The sequence below is a fragment of the Mesorhizobium sp. M1163 genome, from assembly GCF_040318415.1.
In the GTDB taxonomy this organism is placed as follows: domain Bacteria; phylum Pseudomonadota; class Alphaproteobacteria; order Rhizobiales; family Rhizobiaceae; genus Mesorhizobium.
In genome coordinates this window covers 44,611-63,738 of sequence record NZ_JAMYMF010000003.1, presented here as the reverse complement: position 1 = coordinate 63,738, position 19,128 = coordinate 44,611, and the positions used below count along the sequence as shown (strand labels likewise).

Genomic DNA, 19,128 nt, shown 5'->3' with positions numbered 1-19,128 from the left:
GCCGTCGTCAAAGAACCGGGGTCAGTGCCGCAGCCTTTCGGGCTCGAAGGCCCCGGCAATCACCTTTTCGCGCATGCGATCGAGCAGGGCAAGCGCCGAGGTCTCGCCATTGGTTCGCAGCATCTCGCCGAATGCCGTTTCGAGGGCTGCCTCGGCGATGATTTCCGGCTCGATCCCCGCCGACAATCCTTCCGCCCAGGCTTCGCTGTGGCTTTCCACGGCGGTCAGGCGCTTTTCTTCCCTGACCAGCGCGTCGATGTCGTTGACGCCATGTTCCATTGCGATGTCCACCCTTTCAAGCGGTGATCCGTTGGATAGGGATCAAGCTTGAGTTGTCCCTTTTACACGCAGGCGAAGTAAGTACTTGTAAATGCGACATTTTTTTGGTCGTTTTCTACAAAACCCGTCGCATTAAGCAAACCTGCGTCCGATCCGTTTCAAACTTAGCCGATTAGGCCGGCCAAGGGGACGGAAACCTTCAGTTTGAGTTAATTTCACATCTGCGCGCTAACGTTTCGTTAACATAGTTGCAAAAGTGCAACATCAGGTTTGCACCAAGACCCCACCCGAGGCAAGCGGAGAAGTGTCGAACGCGTCCGCCGCCAACAGCGCCGACGCTTGATTCCGCTTTGCCGGAACGGCAGCTGCCGCCGTCAGTTCCCGTAGCGCGAGGCGATGTCGCGAGACAGCGTCTCGCCTTCCTTCATGTAGCGGCTGATGGCTTCCGTCGCCGATGCGGTGCATTGCGTATAACTGCCGCCGAAGGATCGGTAGCCGCGGTTGAAGCTGGCGATGAAGCGGGCGCGCCGCTCAGGGTTCGGATTTTCTGATGCGATCAGTTTTTCCATCTCGGCCCGCCACCGGTCGCCCTTCTCGCCGCATAGATTGCGCAGGAAATGCAACGAGCCGAGCACTTCCGCCAGCCGCAACAGCCCGGGCTCGAACGGCGCCTCGGCGGCAATGGCAGGACGCAAGCCGACAACCACACTAACGGCGAGGCAGGCGGCGAGAAACGGTGATGTGCGGTTCATGAGCCCTTGTGCTGAAACAATTTGTTGCCTGCAAGGCGATTCTCAAGCTCAGTTCGCGCCGCCCTTGCTGGTGGCCAGCAGGTCGTCGGCAATATCAAACACTGCATCGGCAAGCTGCATCGCTGTCATTTCGGCCGGTGTATAGAAGGCGGCGGTTTCGGCGTCGTCACTGGCCACCGCCTCGCCGCCGGCATAGTTGGCCCCAAACACCGTCAGCCGGTAGTCGACCGGATGCCCGTCGCCGCTGCCGTCGATGTGGATTTCCCGCAGCGGCCGGTAGTTGCGCGCCTGCAATCCGGTCTCTTCCAGCAATTCGCGCCTTGCTGCCTGTTCCAGCGTCTCGCCGGCTTCGACCTTGCCACCGGGAAAGGCATAAAGGCCCTGCGAGGGCGGTCTGGCCCGCTTGACTAGCAGCACCGTGTTCTCGCGCACGACGCAGACCGAGATTGCCGGAATGATCTTACGTGCTTCCATGGGTTCCCGATCGCTCGATTGGCATAGCCCGTTGTGGACCGGCCGTCGGCGAACAGCTTTAGCGGTTGCGAAAGGCAGGTTCCATGGTCACTTTCACATGTCACCCATTCGAGAGCTGAATTCATGTGCGGACGCTTTGCCTTGACCGCCACTCCGGACCAGACCGCCGCCCTTCTCGGTCTGGCGGAGTTGGAGGAGTTTCCGCCCCGCTACAATATCGCGCCGACGCAGCCGGTGCTGATGGCGCTCGCCGGATTGCCGCAGGCGCCGGGCTCGAACCTGCCCGACCGCCGCTCGATGCTGGTGCGCTGGGGCCTGATCCCGGCCTGGGTCAAGGATACGCGTAACTTCCCGCTGCTGTTCAACGCGCGTTCTGAGGGAGCTTCGGAAAAGCCGTCGTTTCGCGCTGCCATGCGCCATCGCCGCGCCCTGGTACCGGCTTCGGGATTCTACGAATGGCACCAAACCGCTGGCAGAAGAGGGCAGCCCTATTGGGTGCGGCCAAAGCATGGCGGGCTTGTCGCCTTCGCCGGGCTGATTGAGACGTATGCCGAGCCGGGTGGCTCGGAAATGGACACCGGCGCCATTCTGACCGCCCACGCCAATGCCGATACTGCCCATATCCACGACCGCATGCCGGTGGTGATCCATCCCGAGGATTTCGCGCGCTGGCTGGATTGCCGCACGCTCGAGCCGCGTGATGTGGCCGATCTGCTGAGACCCACCCGGCCCGATTTCTTCGAAGCGATCCCGGTTTCCGACCTCGTCAACAAGGTCGCCAATACCGGGCCGGAGATTCAGGAGAAGGGCGTCGTCGAGCCTGAGCCCGAGAAAGTCAAGCGCCAGAAGTCCGGCGCGAACGACAGTCAAATGACATTATTTTAGCGAAAGCTACTATTTCCAGGACACCGTGAGCGCCTCAATCTTCACCCGACGGCATTCTCAGGCAGCGCGTGGCGACACGATCTTCTGTGCCGGCTTCTTCTTCTTCGCGGTGTGCAGAAGAGCTGCGACGATTGCTGCCGGGCCGATCGCCCGGTAATGGCTGGCGAGCGCCGGTTGCTTGGCGCGGTTGGATTCTTGCTTAGGCATTATTCTCTTCCCTGGTAACGTCTTCGTGTCTGCGTTTGCTGGCCGAATCCGACCAAATCGTGACGCTTGCTGATCTAGCCGGCGAATGTTTCATGACAGTGCCGATCTGTTTAATAAAATGTTTCAGTGGCTCATTTCCTGTGAGCCAACGATATTTTTGGCGAAGGTAGCGACTTGACGGCAACACCGGGCAAGGCGATAAAGCCGGCCATGAAAACGTCTTTCGCCATTTGTGGCATTTGCATTATCGACTAGCCTCGCGCTGGTCCTGGACGTTTTCGCCTCATCTCCTCCCAGATTGGACAAACGCCCCGGCCAGCAGGCTGGAGCTCGATTTTGCGCCTCGGCGTGACCGACTCCATCCAGAGCACGATCCCAAAAGATCATGCTCAAACAAAGTAACGCACCGGAACGCACGTATGTCTGACGCATCGAAGAGCCTGCGCCTCTACAACACGCTAACGCGGAGCAAGGAGGATTTCTTCCCGATCGATCCGCGCAACGTGCGCATGTATGTCTGCGGCCCGACGGTCTACGACTTCGCCCATATCGGCAATGCGCGGCCGGTGATCGTCTTCGACGTGCTGTTCCGTTTGCTGCGCCATCTCTACGGGCAAGCGCATGTCACTTACGTCCGCAACATCACCGACGTCGACGACAAGATCAACGCTCGCGCGCTGCGCGATTTCGGCGGCGAGATTGCCTTGGGCAAGCTGTCGCTGAACGAAGCGATCAGGCGGGTCACCGAAAAGACCGCCGATCAGTTCCACAAGGACGTGGCGGCGCTCGGTTGCCTGGAACCGACGGTCGAGCCGCGCGCCACCGAGTTCGTCGAGCCTAGGCCCGACGGCAAGGTCGACATGATCCTCTTGATTCAACGCTTGATCGAACGCGGCCATGCCTATGTCGCGGCTGGAGAAGTCCTGTTCGACACCGCTTCCATGCCGGACTACGGACAGTTGTCGAAGCGCAATCTCGACGAGCAGCAGGCAGGCGCCCGCGTCGCCGTCGATGCGCACAAGAAGAACCCGCAGGATTTCGTGCTGTGGAAATTGTCTTCGCCCGAGGAACCGGGCTGGGAGAGTCCGTGGGGCAGGGGTCGGCCGGGCTGGCACATCGAGTGCTCGGCGATGTCGGCCGCCTATCTCGGCGAGGTGTTCGATATCCATGGCGGTGGTCTCGACCTGATCTTTCCACACCACGAGAACGAGATCGCCCAGTCACGTTGCGCCCACGGCACCGAAACGATGGCCAAGGTGTGGATGCACAACGGTTTCCTGCAGGTCGAGGGCCAGAAGATGTCCAAGAGCCTGGGCAATTTCTATTCGATCACCGAACTGCTGGAGACGGAGACTTTTGGCGGCCGCAAATGGCCGGGCGAGGTGCTCAGGCTGGCGATGCTGATGACGCATTATCGCGAGCCGATCGACTTTTCCGTACGCAAGCTGGAAGAGGCGGAGAATACGCTGCGCAAATGGAAGCGAGCGGCCGATTTGGCGCCGCCAACGGCAAAATCGGTGCCGGCGGATGTGATCGAAGTGCTGTCGGATGACCTCGCCACCTATCCCGCATTCCAGTTGCTGACCCAGTTGGCTGGCGATGCTGTTGATTTCGACGCTGGTAGCAGCAACGCAGCCGCCGAAGAGAACGATGCTGCCACTTTGCTGAAGGCATCGCTGCTGTTCCTCGGCTTCGACGTCGCAACAGCCAAGGTGGATGAAGACGCCATTGCCAAAGCGATCGCCAAACGCCTCGCGCTGATCGCCGCCAAGAACTGGGCCGAGGCCGACCGCATCCGCGACGAGTTGCTGGCGCAAGGCATCCAGTTGAAGGACGGCAAGGACCCTGTCACCGGCGAACGCATCACCACCTGGGAGGTAAAAAGATGATCGATCATCTCGGCATCACCGTTTTGGATTTCGACGTGTCGAAAGCTTTTTACGACAGGGCGATGGCGCCGCTTGGTGCCTCGCTGCTCTACATGGTGCCGCAGGAATATACCGGCGGCGCCAAGGTCGGCGGCTACGGCCGCGACCGGCCAGTGTTTTGGCTGCATGCCGGCAAGGACAAGCCGAAGGATCATCAACACGTCGCTTTCACGGCGCGCAGCCGTGCCGAGGTCGATGCCTTTCACGCGGCGGCAATCGCCGCCGGCGGCAAGGACAATGGCGGGCCGGGCCTGCGCCCGCACTATCATCCGAACTATTATGGCGCCTTCGTCTTCGATCCCGACGGCAACAATGTCGAGGCGGTCTGCCATGCTCCGGAGTAAAATGCGATGAGCCTTGACAACAGACCGGTGTATACGGGCGGCTGCCAGTGCGGCGCAGTGCGCTTCCGCGTCGAAGGCGCGCTCGGCGATGCCTCCGTCTGCCATTGCCGCATGTGCCAGAAGGCGAGCGGCAATTTTTACCTGCCGCTGGTCTCGGTGCGCGGCGCAGGACTCGACTGGACGCGCGGCGAGCCCAAACGCTTCCGCTCGTCCAATGCGGCGTTGCGCGGTTTCTGCGCCGAATGCGGCACGCCGCTGACCTTCGAAGCGACCGACGGCGTGGCGCTCGCCATCGCCGCATTCGACCACCCCGAGGAGATCGCGCCGACGATCCAATGGGGTGTCGAAGTCAAGCTCCCCTATGTGGATCATGTCCACGAATTGCCCGGTGAGGAAACGATGGCCGACGTCTCGTCTGCCTCCTATCTCGCCGACCTCGTCTCCTACCAACATCCCGACCATGACACCGAACAATGGCCGCCGGAGGAAAGATCATGACCGAAACCGTTCGTACCGGCGGCTGCCAGTGCGGCGCCGTGCGCTTCCGCATCCACGGCGCGCTCGGCCGCCCCTCGATCTGTCATTGCCGCATGTGCCAGAAACAGTTCGGCTCGTTTTTCGGCGCGCTTGTGACAGTGCCGAGCGACGGCGTCGAATGGCTGCGCGAGGAGCCGAGTTACTTTCAGTCGTCGGTCAATATCGATCGCGGCTTCTGCGCCCGCTGCGGCACGCCGCTGACCTACCGCCAGCCCGGCGCGCTCGAGATCGCCATCGGCGCCTTCGACGACCGTTCCGATCTGGCGCCGCAGATCCAGGTCAACTACGCCGCCAGGCTGCCTTGGGTGGAGACGATCTTCGACGCGCCAATCCACGACGATCCGGATTTCTACGCGCGACAGGAGTCAATCATCTCCTTCCAGCATCCCGATCACGAGACGGCCAACTGGCCGCACCAGGGCCTGAAACTATGAGCAGCGAATTCCGCACCCTCTATCCCGAGATCGAGGCTTTCGAGTCCGGCATGCTAGACGTTGGCGATGGCCATCAGGTCTATTGGGAGCGCTCCGGCACCCGCGGTGCCAAGCCGGCGGTATTCCTGCATGGCGGACCGGGCGGCACCATTTCGCCAAAGCACCGGCGGCTGTTCGATCCGACGCTGTACGATGTCATCCTGTGCGACCAGCGTGGCTGTGGAAAATCGACGCCCAATGCCTCGCTCGAAGCCAACACCACCTGGCATCTGGTCGCCGACATAGAGCGGCTGCGCGACATGTGCGGCTTCGACAAATGGCTGGTGTTCGGCGGCTCGTGGGGTTCGACGCTGGCGCTGGCCTATGCCGAGACACACCCCGAGCGGGTCAGCGAACTGGTCGTGCGCGGCATCTACACGCTGACCCGCGCCGAACTCGAATGGTACTACCAGTTCGGCGTCTCGGAGATGTTCCCCGACAAATGGGAGCGGTTTTTGGCGCCCATTCCGGAGGCTGAGCGCGGCGACATGATGGCCGCCTACCGCAAACGGCTGGTCGGTAGCGATCCTGTGGCGCAGGTCGAGGCCGCTCGCGCCTGGAGCCTGTGGGAGGGCGAGACGATCACTTTGCTGCCGGAACCGGAAACCAGCGGTCCCTTCGGCCAGGATGATTATGCCCTGGCCTTCGCCCGCATCGAGAACCACTATTTCGTCCATGCCGGCTGGCTGGAAGAGGGACAGCTGCTGCGTGATGCATGGAAGCTTAAGGATATACCGGGTAGCATCGTTCACGGCCGCTACGACATGCCGTGCCCGGCGCGCTATGCCTGGGCGCTGCACAAGGCGTGGCCGAAAGCGGATTTCCATCTGATCGAAGGTGCCGGCCACGCCTATTCGGAGCCGGGCATCCTCGACAGGCTGATCCGCGCAACGGACGTGTTTGCCGGGAAATGACGATGGCTCGCGAGCGCCTTTATCTGTTCGACACGACGCTGCGCGATGGTCAGCAGACGCCGGGTATCGACTTTTCCGTCGAGGACAAGATCGCCATCGCCAAGCTGCTCGACGAGTTCGGCATCGACTACGTCGAGGGCGGTTACCCTGGCGCCAATCCAACCGACACCGCCTTTTTCGCCGAGCGTCGCACGGCCGATGCCAAGTTCGTCGCCTTCGGCATGACCAAGCGGGCAGGAGTGTCGGCCTCCAACGACCCCGGCCTCACCGCGCTGGTCCAGTCGAAGTCGGATGCCATCTGCTTCGTCGCCAAGAGCTGGGACTACCATGTCCGCGTCGCGCTCGGCTGCACCAATGAGGAGAACCTCGAGGCGATCAAGGCCTCGGTCGAGGCGGCGCTCAGTGCCGGCAAGATGGCGATGGTCGACTGCGAGCATTTCTTCGATGGCTTCAAGGCCAACCCCGATTATGCGCTGGCCTGCGCCAGGACGGCCTACGATGCCGGCGCGCGCTGGGTGGTTCTATGCGACACCAATGGCGGCACGCAGCCCTCCGAGGTGCGCGCCATCGTCGAAAAGGTGATCGCGGCCGGCATACCGGGCGACCATCTCGGCATCCACGCCCATGACGACACCGGCCAGGCGGTGGCGAATTCGCTTGCCGCCGTGGAGGCCGGCGTGCGCCATATCCAGGGCACGCTGAATGGCATAGGCGAGCGCTGCGGCAACGCCAATCTGATCTCGATCGTGCCGACATTGTCGTTGAAGCCTTCCTTTGCCGGCCGCTTTGCAACAGGCATTTCAGCGGAGGCGTTGACCGGTATATCGCGCTTGTCCCGCGCCTTCGACGAGTTGCTGAACCGTGCGCCGGAAGCGCAGGCCCCCTATGTCGGCGCCTCCGCATTCGCTACCAAGGCCGGCATCCATGCCTCGGCGCTGGCCAAGGAGCCGGCGACCTACGAGCATGTGCCGCCAGAGACTGTCGGCAACCGCCGCCGCGTCATGGTTTCGGACCAAGGCGGCAAGGCGAATTTCATGGCCGAGCTGAAACGGCGCGGCATCGACATGCCCCGGGACGACCATCGCCTCGACGCGCTGATCGCCGTGGTCAAGGAGCGTGAGGCGGAGGGCTACGCTTACGAAGGCGCCGACGCCAGCTTCGAGCTTCTGGCGCGCAAGATGCTGCATGGCGTGCCGGAATTCTTCCGCGTCACTTCATTCCGCTGCATGGTCGAGCGCCGCTTCGACGCCAACGGCCAGCTGAAGACGGTCTCGGAGGCGATTGTGAAAGTGCTGGTCGAGGGCGAGGAGAAGATGTCGGTCGCCGAAGGCCATGGCCCGGTCAACGCGCTCGACATTGCGCTGCGCAAGGATCTCGGCAAATTCCAGAGCGAGATCGCCGATCTCGAGCTGGCCGACTTCAAGGTGCGTATCCTCAATGGCGGCACCGAGGCGATCACCCGCGTGCTGATCGAATCGCATGACGGCACCGGTGCGCGCTGGTGGACGGTCGGCGTCTCCGAAAACATCATCGATGCTTCGTTCCAGGCGCTGATGGATTCGATCGTCTACAAGCTGATGAAGAACCGCGACATGGCCGGGCTGATCGCGGCGGAGTGAGGAAATGGGCTTCACGATAAGCTGGGTCGCATTCAATGGTCTGCCACTCGCGAAGGCAGCGCTGGCTTTCGGTCTGGCTCAGAGCGGACAATCGGACGAGGTTTTTGATTTTGACTACAATGGCGTGACGGTTGGTCAAAATTGGTCTGTCGTCATTTTTAACGACGTGAACATGGACCTGGTGGACGAGAAGCGCCTGGCTAACCTTTCGACGGGCAGGGACATTGTCGTCGTTCACAATATCGATACGGTCATGCTGCAATGGGCCGAACAGTGGCGCGACGGGCACGAAGTCTGGAGCATACGACACACCAGCGCAGACGGTGCGCGCAACCTGGAAGCGACAGGAAACCTTCCATCCTGTTTCGAGGAGATCCGCCGCGAGCGCTTCGCAGATCAGGATCGCGAGGACGCAGGTGCTGCCGCCATAGACTTTATCGCAGATATTCCGATCGAGGTGGCAGGATGCGTGACGGGCTTTCGTCACGACACCGTTGGAGCGGAATTCATGGAATTGGTGCCTGCGCCCGGCGAGACCAAATGACTGCGGGCTTCGCGCATTTCAATGAACTGGTGAAAACTCCGGGTTCTTGAACCATCAGCGAGACTCCATTGATCCATCAGAACTTTGCGATGGTCTTGCCGGGGCCGCTGGCGCATAGCCTTGGGCCATGGCTACCCAAGTACTTCAAATCGAGGCCGATACCAAAGCTCGTCGCGGCTTCTTGCTGGCGCTCGGCGCCTACCTGCTTTGGGGGCTGCTGCCCTTCTACATGAAGGCTGTCGCGCATCTGCCGCTGGCCGAAGTCATCGCCCACCGCATCGTCTGGTCGGTGCCGATCGCGGCCGCCGTCCTGGTCTGGGCGGGCCGCACTGCCGATTTCAAAGCGGCCGTTCGTTCGCCGCGCATCATTTCGATGGCGCTGCTGACGGCGGCGCTGATCTCGGTCAACTGGGGCATCTATGTCTGGGCGATCGCGGTCGACCGCACGATCGAGACCGCGCTTGGCTATTACATCAACCCGCTGGTCAGCGTCGTTGTCGGCGCGCTGCTGCTCGGCGAACGGCTCGACCGCCTGCAGATCGCGGCGGTGGTGCTCGCGGCAATCGCCGTCGCGGTGCTAACCATCGACGCTGGCAAGCTGCCCTGGGTGTCGCTGGTGCTGGCCTTTTCCTTTGCCGCCTATGGCTTCTTCCGCAAGACGCTGCCAATTGGTCCAAGCCAGGGCTTCCTGCTCGAAGTGCTGCTACTGTCGGTGCCGGCGCTCGGCTACATCGTCTTCCTGATCGCCACAGGACAGGATCATTTCGTCTCCAGCTCCTTGAACGACACCGCCTTGCTGGTCGGCTGCGGACCGGTCACCGCCGTGCCGCTGCTGTTGTTTGCGTTCGGCGCCAGGCTGCTGCGCCTCTCCACCATCGGCATCATGCAATATATCGCGCCGACAATCGTCTTTTTGATCGCGGTGCTGATTTTCGGCGAACCCTTCGGCAGCGTTCAGGCCATCGCCTTCGGCCTGATCTGGGCGGCGCTGGCGATGTACTCCTGGTCGATGTTTTCTTCGGCGCGCAAGACCGTCGCCGCATCCGCTCGATCCGCGTAACGAAGAAAGGCGGCTGGCGAGCCTAATGCCGGCAGCCGCCTCTTTCACGGTCGCTCAGCGCTTCGGCCCGAAGCCTGGATAGGGCTGCAGCGGCACGACGGCGGCAATGTCCATCATGCCGGCCTTGACCAGCGGCAAGGTTGCGAGATGGCTGCGCACGTCGGCATCGCTGCCGGCCTCGAACATCATGCCGCTGCCGGGAATGTCGCCTCGATTCCACACCTGACGCACGGCGCCTTCGGCATAGAGCGTGCGGCGCTGCTCGGCCTCGCCGGGCAGCAGAGGCGCGAAATCGGCGTCGGTGAACTTTTCGGTGTTGCGCACAAGAAGGGCAAAGAACTGCATCGGAATCTCCTGATGTTGGCCGTTGGAATGGCGAAAATATTCGCTTCGGCTGGCCAGACAGTCCAAGACTGATTAGGCTAAAGTTGAGACCTCACGGGACTTGAGCATCGGAGCAACAATGTTCGACCTGCGCCAGCTCCGCTATTTCATCACGGTGGCCGAAACCGGCAATGTCGGGCGTGCCGCCGAATTGCTCCACATCTCGCAGTCGCCGCTCAGCCGCCAGATCATGCAGCTGGAGCAGCAACTGGGCATCACATTATTCGAGAGGGCGAGGCAGCGTGTTCATCTCAATCCCGAAGGCCGCGCCTTTCTTACCGAGGCGCGTGCGCTGCTGGCCCATGCAAGACGGCTGGAGGAGCTCGGCCGCAATCTCGCCAGCGGTACGGTCGGCCGTCTCGCCATCGGCTATGTCGAAGGTGCGGTCCATGCCGGGCTTGTCGCTCGGATGCTGCGCCAGTTTCGCCGCGACCGGCCCGAATTTCATCTTCAACTGAAGGGCCAGCGTTCCGCCGCGCAGATCGAAGCGCTGCGCGAACGATCGCTCGATCTGGGCCTCGTCTACACGCCTCCTTCTGCCGACGATCCCGACATCGCCGCCTTGCTCATCATGCGCGAGCCTCTGGTTCTGGCGATGCCGGAAAGCGATCCATTGGCCGAAATCGCGGAGATACTGCCGCAGCAACTGGACGGACGCACCTGGATCACGGTGGTGCGCCAGCCTGACGACACCAACCGCAGCCAATTTCTCGCCGCCTGTGCGAAGGCCGGTTTCCTGCCCGACATAGCCTATGAGACGACCGATCCGTTGACGTCGTTGGGCTTGGTCAGCGCCGGGCTTGGGCTGGCGACGGTGCAGGCCAGCCTGCGGAGTGCCGCGCCGCCTCAGATCGTGTTTCGCGATCTGCCGTGGTTCGAACGCACCGTCTCGATCCATCTCGCCTGGCGACGTCAGGACAAGCGGGCGGTCATCGCGGACTTAAGGAAGGCAGTAGGGAAGGAGTTAATGAAGGAGTTAATAGTGAATAGTGAATAGTAAAGTACAACACCTTCCGAACCGGCGCGCGTGTCTATCCCTACTCCCTACTCCCTACTCCCTACTCACTCTACATTTTATCAATCACCGACTGCACGCCCTCCGTCGGTGCATCGACGGAGGATCCCGCCACCATGATGGCGGCTACGATCGCTTCCGGGTCCTCGACCACCAGCGGCTTGACCCGCTGCGCGGTGTGGATGAAGCCTTCCGTTGCCATGTGGTCGAGCAGCGCCAGCATCGGATCCCAGAACCCTCCGACGTTGCCGAAGACGATCGGCTTACGATGATGTCCGAGCTGCGCCCAAGTCATGATCTCGACGATCTCCTCGACGGTGCCGATGCCGCCGGGCAACGCCACAAAGGCGTCGGATTTCTCGAACATCCTGTGTTTGCGCTCGTGCATGTTGTCGGTGATGACGAGCTCGTCGAGCCGGTCAAGCGCGGTTTCGGTCGCCTCCCGGTTGATCAGAAAACGTGGAATTATGCCCGTTACCTTGCCGCCGGCCTTTAATGCCCCTTCAGCGACGGCACCCATGATACCTTTAGTGCCGCCGCCATAAATCAGACGCAGGCCGGACTTGGCGATCGAGCGGCCAAGCAGGTGTCCGGCCTTGATATAGGTTTCATCTCGGCCCGGGGACGAGCCGCAATAGACGCAGACAGATCGAATCGTGTTCATGTTATGATTGGTGATAGGGACTATTGGCATGGTCAAGCCCCGGAGCGGGCTTTTTCTTGTCGGCTTTGGCAAAACAGGCTAGACCGAAATTAGGTGGCTAAGGGGCAGGGAAACATGGCAATTAATCCGTTGAAGGCGTTTTTGTTCGCGGCTGGCGGCTCCGTCGCTGCGGCGGGAACCGCCTATGTATCGGGCGCACTCGACCCGTATCTCAATTCTACCCCGCCTGCGGAAGTCGCGGCGCTGACGCCGCCGGTTTCGAAACCGGTCGCTCCGGCAACCGAGGGGCGGCTGCCGTCTGCGCCCGCCGCGTCCACCGATGCGGCGACGCCCGCCGCGCCGGCCGCTGCAGGTGCGATCGTGCCGACCTTCGACATCGTGCGCGTCGAAAGCAACGGCTCGATCGTCGTCGCCGGCAATGCAGCGCCCAACGCCAAGGTCGAGATTCTCAACGGTTCGACTGTGCTCGGCTCGACGGTCGCCGGTCCCGACGGCGCCTTTGCCATTATTCTCGACGATCCGCTGAAGCCCGGCGACTATACGATCACGCTTCGCTCTACGGCCGACAATGTCGTGACCGCCTCGGCGCAGACCGCCGTCGTTTCGATTCCCCAGAATTCCACCGGTCAAGTGCTGGCAATGGTCGAGGAGCCGGGAAAGCCGTCCGAACTGCTCACTGTTCCTGCCCCTGAGGCAAAATCTGACGCCTCGCCGCCAACCGGCGAACAGGCGGCCGTTCAGCCACCCGCCACCGGCACCGAATTGCCGGCTGCCGCAGCGCCGGCCGCCCCGGCGGCTGATGTTCCAGCAGCGCCTGCTTCTGCCGCGCCGGCCGCTGTTGAAGCCGCACCGGCTCCGGCAGCGCCCGCCACGCCGGCAGCGCCTGCTACTTCCACGGCGGAGCCCAAGGTCGTCGTCGAAGCCGTCGAAATCGACGGCAACAAGATTTTCGTTGCCGGGGTCGCCGATCCCGGCCGCAAGGTGCGCGCCTATGCCAATGATATCCTGCTCGGCGACGCGAAGACCTCGCCCGACCGCCACTTCCTGGTCGAAGCGACACGCGACGTCCCGGTCGGCACCTACACCATCCATGTCGACGCGCTCGACGCCGACGGGGTGACGGTGGTGGCTCGTGCCGCCGTGCCGTTCGAACGCGAGCCGGGCGAGGCGGTTGCCGCCGTCGCACCCGCCGAGCCAAAGCCTGCCGAGGTAAAACCAGCCGAGCCGAACGCTCCGGCCACCGAAGCCGCACCGGCGACAGCCGCCGAAACGCCCGCAACTGCCCCCATTCCTGCCACCGAGGCCCCGGCCGAAATGGCCGTCGCGACGCCTCCGGGCGAAGCTCCCGAGACCGTAGGCCCCAAGCTCGAACATGCCGATGGCGCAGTCATCATCCGCCGCCATGACACGCTGTGGCGGATTTCGCGGCGGGTCTATGGCCAGGGCATGCGCTACTCGACCATCTATCTCGCCAACCAGGACCAGATCAGCAATCCGAACCGCATCTGGCCGGGGCAGGTGTTCAAGGTGCCGGAGAAATCGAAAGAAGGCGAGCCCGCCGATCTCAAGGCAATGGGCGACCAGATGACGACGGCGCCAGTCAAGACTGAGTAGCCGTTCTGCCCATCAGGATAGCTTGCGGCAGGGCCAGTCATCGTTTATCGCCGATGGACGATGACCGAATCCTCCCTCGTAACGGACCGACGCCGCGCGGCAGATGAACACGCGCCGGCCAACTGCACGCCGGCCAACTGTACGCCGGATAGCCGCTCCGTCGCTGTCCGGCTCGCGGCCCTTTCGCATCCGGCGCGGATCGAAATTCTCAAACACCTTTCCGCAAGCCGTTCCTGCTGCTGTCGCGAGGTCGTCGAGCATCTCGACCTGGCGCAGTCCACCGTTTCCCAGCATTTGAAGATTCTGGTCGAAGCCGGGCTTATCCGCTTCGAGCCTGACCGCCAGCGCTCGCGCTATGAGCTCGACCGTGCTGCGCTCGCCGATGTTTCCGCGTCGCTGGCCGCGCTGGTCGATTCCTGCTGCTCCGGCCGCTAAGATATAAAAAGGTAAACAAGAATGGCCGAGAAAACCGTTTCCGCCGATTCCGGCTCGACCTTCAGAACGTTGCGCAATCTCTGGCCCTATATGTGGCCGGCCGACCGCGCCGACCTGAGGGCGCGGGTTGTGTGGGCAACCGTGCTGCTGGTTGCCGCCAAGCTGACCCTGGTGGCCGGACCCTATTTCTTCAAATGGGCGACCGACGCACTGGCCGGCGACGCCAAATCTCCGCCGCCGCTGCCGGCCTTCCTGCTGGCGCCGGTCATGCTGGTCGTCGCCTACAATGCCGTGCGGCTGGTGCAACTCGGCTTCAACCAGTTGCGCGACGCCCTGTTTGCACGGGTCGGCCAGCATGCCGTGCGCCGGCTCGCCTTCCGCACCTTCGTACACATGCATGAATTGTCACTGCGCTTCCACCTCGAACGGCGCACCGGCGGCCTGTCGCGTGTCATCGAGCGCGGCACCAAGGGCATCGAGACGATCGTCCGCTTCACCATGCTGGCGACGGCGCCGACGATCGTCGAATTCGCGCTCACCGCCGGCATCTTCGCCGTCACCTATGGCTGGCTTTACGTGCTGGTGATCGCGGTCACGGTCTGGCTCTATGTGTGGTTCACCGTCAGGGCGAGCGATTGGCGTATTTCGATCCGCCGAGAGATGAACGACAGCGATAATGAAGCCAGCACGAAGGCGATCGATTCGCTGCTTAACTACGAAACAGTCAAATATTTCAACAACGAAGCCATGGAGGCCGAGCGCTTCGACCGTTCCACGGCGCGCTATGAGGTGGCGGCGACCAGGACCTGGACCTCGCTTGGCTGGCTGAACTTCGGCCAAGGCGTGATCTTCGGCATCGGCATGACCGTCGTCATGGTGCTGTCGGCGCTCGAGGTGAAGGCAGGCACGCAGAGCGTCGGCGATTTCGTCTTCGTCAACGCCATGCTCATGCAGCTTTCGGTGCCGCTGAATTTCATCGGCATGATCTACCGCGAAATTCGCCAGGGCCTGACCGACATCGAAAACATGTTCGATCTGCTCGACGTCAAGCGCGAGATCGTCGATCGGGCGGGCGCCAAGCCACTGGTCGTCGATGCCGGCAAGGTCGAGTTCCGTGACGTGCATTTTTCCTACGACCCCAACCGCAAGATCCTGAAGGGCATCAGCTTCGAGGTGCCGGCCGGCAAGACGGTGGCCATCGTCGGCCCCTCCGGAGCCGGAAAGTCGACCATTTCGCGGCTTTTGTTTCGTTTCTACGACATTCAGCGCGGCAAGATTCTGATCGACGGCCAGGACATTCGCGACGTCAAGCAGGAGAGCTTGCGCGCCGCCATCGGCATGGTGCCGCAGGACACGGTGCTGTTTAACGACACCATCGCCTACAACATCCGCTACGGCCGCATCGGCGCCAGCGAGGAGGATGTGCGCAAGGCGGCAGAACTGGCCCAGATCGGACCGTTCATCGAGCGGCTGCCCGACGGCTATCGCTCAATGGTGGGCGAGCGCGGGCTGAAACTGTCCGGCGGCGAGAAGCAGCGGGTGGCGATTGCCCGCACCATCTTGAAGGCACCGCCGATCCTGATGCTCGACGAGGCGACCTCGGCGCTGGACAGCCACACCGAGCAGGAGATCCAGGCGGCACTGGACCTGGTCAGCCAGGGCCGCACCACCCTCGTCATCGCCCATCGACTGTCTACAGTGATTTCGGCCGACGAGATCATCGTCCTGCAGGACGGCCAGATCGCCGAGCGCGGCACCCATGCCGCCTTGATGGCCAAGCGCGGCCTTTATGCATCGATGTGGGACCGGCAGCGCGAGGCAAGCGAGGCCGAGGAGCGGCTGCGCATTGCCCGCGAAAGCGACGAGTTCGGCGTCGTCGTCCGCCGCCGCACCTCGGAGGTGAGCTGAAATTCGTGCTTGACCTCAACTTAAGTTGAGATCGTAGGCCGTTTTGGATCGCAGCAAGATGCGTCGTTCAAAAACGGAGACAATCGATATGAATGGGATAAATCAGGCAGTTAGTGGCGGCAGCGTATTCCGGGTGGACAAGTTTGTCGTTCCGGCCAACGCTCGCGAGGAGATTCTTGCCAAGGTCCGGATGACGCATGAATTGCTGCGCCAGCAGCAAGGGTTCGTCCAGGATTTCCTGCTCGAGCAATTCTCGGGGCCGGGGGAGTTCAACCTCGTGACCATTGTCGAATGGGAAGGGCAGGCCGCTGTCGATAAGGTCGTGCCGATCATCAAGGCCGCGCATGAGCGCATCGGCTTCAATCCTCAGGAGACCATTGCGCGACTTGGCGTCAGGGCCGATATCGCTAATTACCAGCGGATTCCCGCGGTGTAAGCTCTCTATGGCCAGCCTGCTCCCGGCGCGGTAGCCTCGATGCTGAGCACCTGGCCGGTACGGGCATCGCTGATCATATGTTCGAAGCCGCGCCATTCGGCGGCCACGATGAACAGCGTTTTTCCCTCGCTGCCGCCGAGCATGCAGGCAAAACAGCCGCGATCGACGTCGACGCTTTCGAGCATTGTGCCGCCCTCGCGCACCCGCACGCAATGCCTGTTCGGAACGTCGGCGTACCAGGCGGCACCTTCGGCATCGAGGCAGATGCCGTCGGGAAAACCGTTGCCAAGATTGGCCCAGACTCTCCGATTGGAAAGGTGGCCATCGGCAGCGATGTCGAAGGCGGTCAGCCGGTTGGCGTGGGATTCGGCAACGACAAGCGTCTTGTTGTCGGGCGTCACTGCCATGCCATTGGCGAAGGCGAGATTCTCAGCCACCTGCCGAGCCGAGCCGTCCGGTGTAACCAGCACGATGGTGCCGGGGCCGAAATGCTGGCCGGAAGCCGGAGCCGGCCCACCACCATTGACGTAGATGTTGCCGCGCCCGTCGACGACGATCTCGTTCCATGGACACTTCGACAGATGTCTCAGATCGGCATGGGTGACCAATGTCCCGTCAGCCTCCTGCCTGAGGATCAGCCCTTCGCGGCCGGACACGACAAGCAGCCGCCCGTCCGGCAGCCAGTCGATGGAGTAGGGCAGGGTGGCCGGCACGATGAGCGCGATCTCGCTGTTGCCTAGGGCGTCAATGGCGATGATCTGGCCTGTGCCCCAGTTGCAGAACCACAGCCGGCCATCGTGCCAGCGAGGCGACTCGCCAAAGGCCAGACCGTTCATCACCACTTGCGCTTGCCTGGCTGCTGATTTCTGCATGGGCCGAGAACCTCCGGGTTTGCGCAAATCGTCACGGCCGAAAGGCCGATGAGAGGCGCTGTCTTGCCAAGGACGGGCGTGGGGGCTTCGTGCCGACAATCGCAATCAACATATTTCCGGTTGACCACTTCGGCAGTCCGGATGCTGCCAAGGACGCCCCTGAGGCGGCACGACCGCCAACACCCGACCGCCTGATTGTCGCGTTGCGGCGAAGGGGTGTTTCCGCTATTGAGGCCGGACTTGGAACCAAGGTTGCCCTCATCCCATGAGCCTCGTTGACACGATCAAAAATGCGTTCGTTCCGATCCATCGCGAGGGTTATCCCTTTATCGCTGCGTTCGGCGCGGCGACGCTTTTTCTTGGCTATTTCTCCTCGACCCTGTTCTGGATCGGTCTCATTCTGACCGCGTGGTGCGCTTATTTCTTCCGCGATCCCGAGCGTGTCACGCCGATCGACGACCGGCTGGTTGTCAGCCCGGCGGACGGCATCGTCTCGGCCGTCGGCCCGGCCGTGCCGCCGCGCGAGCTTGGCCTCGGCGGCGGCGAAATGACCCGCATCTCGGTATTCATGAATGTCTTTTCCTGCCACGTGAACCGCGCCCCGGTGCGTGGCCGCATTTCCAGGATCGAGCATCGGCCAGGAAAATTCCTCAACGCCGAACTCGACAAGGCAAGCACCGAGAACGAACGCAACGGGCTGGTCATAGAGAGCCCCAACGGCACGGTGGCTGCGGTGCAGATCGCCGGCCTGGTGGCGCGGCGGATCGTCTGCTGGGCCGAGACCGGCGGCGCCATCGGCACCGGCGAGCGCTTCGGGCTGATCCGCTTTGGCTCGCGCGTGGACGTATTCCTGCCCTCGACGGCGACGCCGCGCGTTGCCGTCGGCCAGACGGCGGTAGGCGGTGAGACGGTGCTGGCGGAATTCGGCGGCGTTGCCGCAACGCCGCTCGTGCGGATCTCCTGACCGGTGGCCCCGCCGTTCAAGAAATTCGAGGCGCATGGCGGCGGCGGCCCGCGCATCCGTGAAATCCCGATGCGCATGGTGCTGCCCAATCTGGTCACCGTGCTTGCCATCTGCGCCGGCCTGTCCGGCATCCGCTTCGGCTTCGAAGGCCGCTTCGAGCCGGCGGTGGTGATGGTACTGCTCGCCGCCTTCCTCGATGGTATCGACGGCCGCCTGGCGCGAATGCTGAAGGCGACCTCCAAATTCGGCGCCCAGATGGATTCGCTGGCCGATATCGTCAATTTCGGCGTGGCACCGGCGCTAGTGCTTTATGCCTTTCTGCTCGACAGGGCAGGTTCGCCGGGTTGGATCGCGGCGCTGCTGTTTACCATCGCCTGTGGGATGAGGCTTGCCCGCTTCAACGTGCTCGACGAAGAGCTCGACCGTCCGCAGTGGCAAACCGAATATTTCGTTGGCGTGCCGGCGCCGGCGGGTGCGGTGCTGGTGATGCTGCCGCTCTATCTGTTCTTCCTCAGGCTTGGCCTTGAACCCAGCCGCCTGGCGGCCTTCATTGCCACCGGCTTTACAATATTGGTGGCGTTCCTGCTGGTCAGCCGACTGCCCGTCTATTCCGGCAAGAGCGTCAGGATACCGGGCGACAGAGTGCTGCCGATCATCCTCGCAGTCGTCCTCTACGTCCTGCTTTTGATGACCTATCCCTGGTATACGCTGACGGCTTCGGTTGCCGGCTATTTGCTGTTTTTGCCATTCAGCGTGCGCGCCTATTCCAGACGCGCCAAGCGCGAAGGCGAGAAGGTACCGTCCTCGGACATCGGCTGAC

Annotated in this window: 23 protein-coding genes; 16 read left to right on the top strand and 7 right to left on the bottom strand. The window is 62.5% G+C overall.

Annotation, left to right across the window (positions count from 1 at the left end):
* Positions 1 to 21 precede the first annotated feature (21 nt).
* The 3 genes from NKH43_RS03890 to NKH43_RS03880 form a co-directional block, all read right to left on the bottom strand.
* Positions 22 to 279 carry a hypothetical protein gene (locus NKH43_RS03890; protein WP_023677749.1) on the bottom strand — a complete coding sequence of 86 codons (258 nt, stop codon included), beginning with the start codon at positions 277 to 279 and terminating at the stop codon, positions 22 to 24.
* Between the two features lie 374 nt (positions 280 to 653).
* A complete protein-coding gene (locus tag NKH43_RS03885) occupies positions 654 to 1,031 on the bottom strand; it encodes a TIGR02301 family protein (protein ID WP_023719865.1) in 378 nt (125 codons plus the stop codon).
* 48 nt (positions 1,032 to 1,079) lie between these two features.
* Complete coding sequence (locus tag NKH43_RS03880) at positions 1,080 to 1,505, bottom strand: NUDIX hydrolase (RefSeq protein WP_352856683.1); 426 nt, start codon at positions 1,503 to 1,505, stop codon at positions 1,080 to 1,082.
* 123 nt (positions 1,506 to 1,628) lie between these two features.
* Here NKH43_RS03880 and NKH43_RS03875 point away from each other — a divergent pair, with 123 nt between their 5' ends.
* Positions 1,629 to 2,390, top strand: coding sequence for an SOS response-associated peptidase (locus tag NKH43_RS03875; RefSeq protein WP_352848731.1), 762 nt, complete (start codon positions 1,629 to 1,631; stop codon positions 2,388 to 2,390).
* Positions 2,391 to 2,447: 57 nt separating this feature from the next.
* On the opposite strand, the gene NKH43_RS03870 is transcribed toward NKH43_RS03875, so the two are convergent.
* Positions 2,448 to 2,597 carry a hypothetical protein gene (locus NKH43_RS03870; protein WP_023677745.1) on the bottom strand — a complete coding sequence of 50 codons (150 nt, stop codon included), beginning with the start codon at positions 2,595 to 2,597 and terminating at the stop codon, positions 2,448 to 2,450.
* Positions 2,598 to 3,016: 419 nt separating this feature from the next.
* Here NKH43_RS03870 and cysS point away from each other — a divergent pair, with 419 nt between their 5' ends.
* The 8 genes from cysS to rarD all read left to right on the top strand — a co-directional run bounded on the left by cysS (position 3,017) and on the right by rarD (position 10,016).
* Positions 3,017 to 4,486 (top strand): cysteine--tRNA ligase, encoded by a 1,470-nt coding sequence (gene cysS / locus NKH43_RS03865; RefSeq protein ID WP_352856681.1) that lies wholly within the window; start codon positions 3,017 to 3,019, stop codon positions 4,484 to 4,486.
* Positions 4,483 to 4,869 (top strand): VOC family protein, encoded by a 387-nt coding sequence (locus NKH43_RS03860; RefSeq protein ID WP_352856679.1) that lies wholly within the window; start codon positions 4,483 to 4,485, stop codon positions 4,867 to 4,869. The genes cysS and NKH43_RS03860 overlap by 4 nt, the downstream gene beginning before the upstream one ends.
* A 6-nt stretch (positions 4,870 to 4,875) precedes the next feature.
* Positions 4,876 to 5,367 (top strand): GFA family protein, encoded by a 492-nt coding sequence (locus NKH43_RS03855; protein WP_352856677.1) that lies wholly within the window; start codon positions 4,876 to 4,878, stop codon positions 5,365 to 5,367.
* On the top strand, positions 5,364 to 5,840 hold the full coding sequence (locus NKH43_RS03850; RefSeq protein WP_023719860.1) for a GFA family protein: 477 nt from the start codon (positions 5,364 to 5,366) through the stop codon (positions 5,838 to 5,840). Before NKH43_RS03855 ends, NKH43_RS03850 begins: the two co-directional genes overlap by 4 nt.
* Entirely contained in the window at positions 5,837 to 6,793 is a 957-nt protein-coding gene (gene pip / locus NKH43_RS03845; RefSeq protein ID WP_352856675.1) for a prolyl aminopeptidase, read from the top strand. The genes NKH43_RS03850 and pip overlap by 4 nt, the downstream gene beginning before the upstream one ends.
* The gene (cimA, locus tag NKH43_RS03840; protein ID WP_352856673.1) at positions 6,790 to 8,412 is read left to right on the top strand and encodes a citramalate synthase; all 1,623 of its coding nucleotides are present in this window, start codon (positions 6,790 to 6,792) and stop codon (positions 8,410 to 8,412) included. Before pip ends, cimA begins: the two co-directional genes overlap by 4 nt.
* 4 nt (positions 8,413 to 8,416) lie before the next feature.
* Positions 8,417 to 8,956 (top strand): hypothetical protein, encoded by a 540-nt coding sequence (locus tag NKH43_RS03835; RefSeq protein ID WP_352814825.1) that lies wholly within the window; start codon positions 8,417 to 8,419, stop codon positions 8,954 to 8,956.
* Positions 8,957 to 9,083: 127 nt separating this feature from the next.
* Positions 9,084 to 10,016 (top strand): EamA family transporter RarD, encoded by a 933-nt coding sequence (rarD, locus tag NKH43_RS03830; protein ID WP_352481840.1) that lies wholly within the window; start codon positions 9,084 to 9,086, stop codon positions 10,014 to 10,016.
* A 54-nt stretch (positions 10,017 to 10,070) separates the two neighbouring features.
* Here rarD and NKH43_RS03825 read toward each other — a convergent pair whose 3' ends face one another.
* Positions 10,071 to 10,361, bottom strand: a complete 291-nt coding sequence (locus tag NKH43_RS03825) for a muconolactone Delta-isomerase family protein (protein ID WP_023719855.1) — start codon at positions 10,359 to 10,361, stop codon at positions 10,071 to 10,073.
* A gap of 118 nt (positions 10,362 to 10,479) precedes the next feature.
* Here NKH43_RS03825 and NKH43_RS03820 point away from each other — a divergent pair, with 118 nt between their 5' ends.
* A complete protein-coding gene (locus tag NKH43_RS03820) occupies positions 10,480 to 11,397 on the top strand; it encodes a LysR family transcriptional regulator (RefSeq protein WP_352481839.1) in 918 nt (305 codons plus the stop codon).
* A gap of 70 nt (positions 11,398 to 11,467) precedes the next feature.
* Here NKH43_RS03820 and NKH43_RS03815 read toward each other — a convergent pair whose 3' ends face one another.
* Positions 11,468 to 12,079 (bottom strand): LOG family protein, encoded by a 612-nt coding sequence (locus NKH43_RS03815; protein ID WP_023719853.1) that lies wholly within the window; start codon positions 12,077 to 12,079, stop codon positions 11,468 to 11,470.
* Between the two features lie 114 nt (positions 12,080 to 12,193).
* On the opposite strand from NKH43_RS03815, the gene NKH43_RS03810 reads away from it, so the two are divergent.
* From NKH43_RS03810 to NKH43_RS03795, 4 genes are all read left to right on the top strand, one after another.
* The gene (locus tag NKH43_RS03810) at positions 12,194 to 13,693 is read left to right on the top strand and encodes a LysM peptidoglycan-binding domain-containing protein (RefSeq protein ID WP_352814827.1); all 1,500 of its coding nucleotides are present in this window, start codon (positions 12,194 to 12,196) and stop codon (positions 13,691 to 13,693) included.
* A 60-nt stretch (positions 13,694 to 13,753) separates the two neighbouring features.
* The gene (locus tag NKH43_RS03805) at positions 13,754 to 14,128 is read left to right on the top strand and encodes an ArsR/SmtB family transcription factor (protein ID WP_352494862.1); all 375 of its coding nucleotides are present in this window, start codon (positions 13,754 to 13,756) and stop codon (positions 14,126 to 14,128) included.
* A 21-nt stretch (positions 14,129 to 14,149) separates the two neighbouring features.
* Positions 14,150 to 16,036 carry an ABCB family ABC transporter ATP-binding protein/permease gene (locus NKH43_RS03800; protein WP_352814829.1) on the top strand — a complete coding sequence of 629 codons (1,887 nt, stop codon included), beginning with the start codon at positions 14,150 to 14,152 and terminating at the stop codon, positions 16,034 to 16,036.
* Between the two features lie 88 nt (positions 16,037 to 16,124).
* A complete protein-coding gene (locus NKH43_RS03795) occupies positions 16,125 to 16,472 on the top strand; it encodes a hypothetical protein (RefSeq protein WP_023719849.1) in 348 nt (115 codons plus the stop codon).
* A gap of 5 nt (positions 16,473 to 16,477) precedes the next feature.
* On the opposite strand, the gene NKH43_RS03790 is transcribed toward NKH43_RS03795, so the two are convergent.
* Positions 16,478 to 17,344: an SMP-30/gluconolactonase/LRE family protein gene (locus tag NKH43_RS03790; RefSeq protein ID WP_352814831.1), complete on the bottom strand. Its 867-nt coding sequence runs from the start codon at positions 17,342 to 17,344 to the stop codon at positions 16,478 to 16,480.
* A 265-nt stretch (positions 17,345 to 17,609) separates the two neighbouring features.
* Here NKH43_RS03790 and NKH43_RS03785 point away from each other — a divergent pair, with 265 nt between their 5' ends.
* Complete coding sequence (locus NKH43_RS03785; protein ID WP_023719847.1) at positions 17,610 to 18,308, top strand: phosphatidylserine decarboxylase; 699 nt, start codon at positions 17,610 to 17,612, stop codon at positions 18,306 to 18,308.
* A gap of 3 nt (positions 18,309 to 18,311) precedes the next feature.
* Entirely contained in the window at positions 18,312 to 19,127 is an 816-nt protein-coding gene (locus NKH43_RS03780; RefSeq protein ID WP_023719846.1) for a CDP-alcohol phosphatidyltransferase family protein, read from the top strand.
* Position 19,128: the final 1 nt, after the last annotated feature.

What these genes read in the sequence shown, in the direction of transcription:
- NKH43_RS03890 (WP_023677749.1), bottom strand. Translation starts at nt 279, where the DNA reads ATGGAACATGGCGTCAACGACATCGACGCGCTGGTCAGGGAAGAAAAG.
- NKH43_RS03885 (WP_023719865.1), bottom strand. Translation starts at nt 1,031, where the DNA reads ATGAACCGCACATCACCGTTTCTCGCCGCCTGCCTCGCCGTTAGTGTG.
- NKH43_RS03880 (WP_352856683.1), bottom strand. Translation starts at nt 1,505, where the DNA reads ATGGAAGCACGTAAGATCATTCCGGCAATCTCGGTCTGCGTCGTGCGC.
- NKH43_RS03875 (WP_352848731.1), top strand. Translation starts at nt 1,629, where the DNA reads ATGTGCGGACGCTTTGCCTTGACCGCCACTCCGGACCAGACCGCCGCC.
- NKH43_RS03870 (WP_023677745.1), bottom strand. Translation starts at nt 2,597, where the DNA reads ATGCCTAAGCAAGAATCCAACCGCGCCAAGCAACCGGCGCTCGCCAGC.
- cysS (WP_352856681.1), top strand. Translation starts at nt 3,017, where the DNA reads ATGTCTGACGCATCGAAGAGCCTGCGCCTCTACAACACGCTAACGCGG.
- NKH43_RS03860 (WP_352856679.1), top strand. Translation starts at nt 4,483, where the DNA reads ATGATCGATCATCTCGGCATCACCGTTTTGGATTTCGACGTGTCGAAA.
- NKH43_RS03855 (WP_352856677.1), top strand. Translation starts at nt 4,876, where the DNA reads ATGAGCCTTGACAACAGACCGGTGTATACGGGCGGCTGCCAGTGCGGC.
- NKH43_RS03850 (WP_023719860.1), top strand. Translation starts at nt 5,364, where the DNA reads ATGACCGAAACCGTTCGTACCGGCGGCTGCCAGTGCGGCGCCGTGCGC.
- pip (WP_352856675.1), top strand. Translation starts at nt 5,837, where the DNA reads ATGAGCAGCGAATTCCGCACCCTCTATCCCGAGATCGAGGCTTTCGAG.
- cimA (WP_352856673.1), top strand. Translation starts at nt 6,790, where the DNA reads ATGACGATGGCTCGCGAGCGCCTTTATCTGTTCGACACGACGCTGCGC.
- NKH43_RS03835 (WP_352814825.1), top strand. Translation starts at nt 8,417, where the DNA reads ATGGGCTTCACGATAAGCTGGGTCGCATTCAATGGTCTGCCACTCGCG.
- rarD (WP_352481840.1), top strand. Translation starts at nt 9,084, where the DNA reads ATGGCTACCCAAGTACTTCAAATCGAGGCCGATACCAAAGCTCGTCGC.
- NKH43_RS03825 (WP_023719855.1), bottom strand. Translation starts at nt 10,361, where the DNA reads ATGCAGTTCTTTGCCCTTCTTGTGCGCAACACCGAAAAGTTCACCGAC.
- NKH43_RS03820 (WP_352481839.1), top strand. Translation starts at nt 10,480, where the DNA reads ATGTTCGACCTGCGCCAGCTCCGCTATTTCATCACGGTGGCCGAAACC.
- NKH43_RS03815 (WP_023719853.1), bottom strand. Translation starts at nt 12,079, where the DNA reads ATGAACACGATTCGATCTGTCTGCGTCTATTGCGGCTCGTCCCCGGGC.
- NKH43_RS03810 (WP_352814827.1), top strand. Translation starts at nt 12,194, where the DNA reads ATGGCAATTAATCCGTTGAAGGCGTTTTTGTTCGCGGCTGGCGGCTCC.
- NKH43_RS03805 (WP_352494862.1), top strand. Translation starts at nt 13,754, where the DNA reads ATGACCGAATCCTCCCTCGTAACGGACCGACGCCGCGCGGCAGATGAA.
- NKH43_RS03800 (WP_352814829.1), top strand. Translation starts at nt 14,150, where the DNA reads ATGGCCGAGAAAACCGTTTCCGCCGATTCCGGCTCGACCTTCAGAACG.
- NKH43_RS03795 (WP_023719849.1), top strand. Translation starts at nt 16,125, where the DNA reads ATGAATGGGATAAATCAGGCAGTTAGTGGCGGCAGCGTATTCCGGGTG.
- NKH43_RS03790 (WP_352814831.1), bottom strand. Translation starts at nt 17,344, where the DNA reads ATGCAGAAATCAGCAGCCAGGCAAGCGCAAGTGGTGATGAACGGTCTG.
- NKH43_RS03785 (WP_023719847.1), top strand. Translation starts at nt 17,610, where the DNA reads ATGAGCCTCGTTGACACGATCAAAAATGCGTTCGTTCCGATCCATCGC.